Source organism: Burkholderia sp. E168m23 (genome assembly GCF_016586125.1).
GTDB classification, from domain to species: Bacteria; Pseudomonadota; Gammaproteobacteria; order Burkholderiales; family Burkholderiaceae; genus Burkholderia; species Burkholderia orbicola.
This window is the reverse complement of sequence record NZ_BCPP01001362.1, coordinates 1-1,356: the sequence shown is the minus strand read 5'-3', so window position 1 is coordinate 1,356 and position 1,356 is coordinate 1. Positions and strand designations below refer to the sequence as shown.

Sequence of the window (1,356 nt, the reverse complement as noted above, 5' to 3'; positions counted from 1 at the left end):
GCTGTTCAATCCCGCGTGGCACCAGGGCGTGATCGGCATCGTCGCCGGCAGGCTCAAGGAGAAATTCCACCGTCCGTCGTTCACGTTCGCGCACGCCGACGACGAAGGCAAGCGGGTCAAGGGTTCCGGCCGATCGATCGCCGGCTTCCACCTGCGCGACGCGCTCGACCTCGTGTCGAAGCGCGAACCGGACCTGATCGTCGCGTTCGGCGGCCACGCGATGGCGGCCGGCCTTACGCTCGACACCGACAACGTGCCGCGCTTCGCGGCCGCGTTCGAGGCCGTCGCGCGCGAATGGCTGTCCGATGACGCGCTGGCCCGCGTGATCGAGACCGACGGCGAACTCGAGGACGCGTACTTCACGCCGCAGTTCGTCGGCCTGCTCGACGAAGCCGTGTGGGGGCAAGGCTTTCCGGCCCCGCTTTTCTCGGGCGAATTCGACGTCGTGTCGCAGTCGCTCGTGAAGGAAAAGCACCTGAAGCTGCAGCTTGCGCGTGGCCGCCAGCGCTTCAACGCGATCTGGTTCAACCACACCGAGCCGCTGCCGGCGAGCGCGCTGGTCGCGTACCGGCTCGTCGCCGATACGTGGAACGGCGTCACGCGCGTCCAGTTGATCGTCGAACACGCGGCCGGCTGAGCAGGCCGACCGCGCCGCGACGCGCCGCCGCACGCGTGCACGCCGCGCCGGACGGGGCCGCCGACACGCGTACGGGCACCGTTTGCGTCACCGAGCAAGTTTGCCGATCAGCTATAATTCCGCTTTTTTACGAAGCCGGAACAGCGAACGATCATGGAAGCGGAACGTCTCAACGCGATCGAAAGCTCCCTGCTCGACCTGCGCAATCGCGCGGGCGAGCTTCGGGGGTATCTTTGACTACGACGCCAAAGCCGCGCGTCTGACCGAAGTCAACAAGGAACTCGAAGACCCGAACGTCTGGAACGATTCGAAGAACGCCCAGGCACTCGGTCGCGAGAAGAAGCTGCTCGAAGGCGTCGTCACGACGCTCACCGCGCTCGATAGCGACCTGCGCGACGCGCTCGACCTGTTCGAGCTGGCCCGCGAGGAAGGCGACGAAGACACCCTTCTCGCATCGGAAGACGACGCCGCGAAGCTCGAAGCGCGCGTCGGCGACATCGAATTCCGCCGGATGTTCTCGAACCCGGCCGATCCGAACAACTGCTTCATCGACATCCAGGCCGGCGCCGGCGGCACCGAGGCATGCGACTGGGCGTCGATGCTGCTGCGCCAGTACCTGCGCTACTGCGAGCGCAAGGGCTTCAAGGCCGAAGTGCTCGAAGAGTCCGACGGCGACGTCGCCGGCATCAAGAACGCGACGGTCAAGGTCACGGGCGAAT

General features: G+C 66.2%; 1 protein-coding gene and 1 pseudogene. Both read left to right on the top strand.

Going from position 1 to position 1,356, the window contains the following annotated elements; genetic code table 11:
• Positions 1-637, top strand: a 637-nt coding sequence (locus tag JMF90_RS37305) for a DHHA1 domain-containing protein (protein WP_236598131.1), incomplete at its 5' end; no start/stop codon positions are given.
• Between the two features lie 153 nt (positions 638-790).
• Positions 791-1,356: pseudogene (locus JMF90_RS37300) on the top strand (PCRF domain-containing protein); the annotation flags it as partial.